The sequence below is a fragment of the Achromobacter sp. SIMBA_011 genome, assembly GCF_046535435.1.
GTDB classification, from domain to species: Bacteria; Pseudomonadota; Gammaproteobacteria; order Burkholderiales; family Burkholderiaceae_B; genus Achromobacter; species Achromobacter dolens.
The window spans coordinates 1-277 of record NZ_JAWRWN010000345.1 but is presented as its reverse complement, the minus strand read 5'-3'; the positions used below and the strand labels follow the sequence as shown (position 1 = coordinate 277).

Annotated in this window: 1 protein-coding gene; it reads right to left on the bottom strand. The window is 62.8% G+C overall.

The window, feature by feature from the left end; genetic code table 11:
- Positions 1 to 277: hypothetical protein (locus tag SB816_RS31240; protein WP_410548142.1), on the bottom strand; the 277-nt coding region annotated here is incomplete at both ends.

The following is a 277-nucleotide window of genomic DNA, read 5'->3' as shown; positions in this document are numbered from 1 at the left end:
CTAAGATCGTTCTGACCGTTTGGATCGACGATGCCGGAGGCCGTCAGCAGCAGGGTGCCGGTTTCCAGCGTGCTGCTGCCGATTTCTATGCGGTTCTGCGGAGAAAGCGTGGCGTTCGCATCGAGTTTCGTCTCGCCGGCAAAAAGCTGGCGGAAGGCAGGGGGCAGAAGCAGATCCGGCTGGCCGCCGCCGGCAATCTCGATGCGGCGTGTGCCGTCGTCGGCAAGAAGATGGCGGCCCGTGACATTGAGGATCTGGTTGCCTGCGACATTGCCGC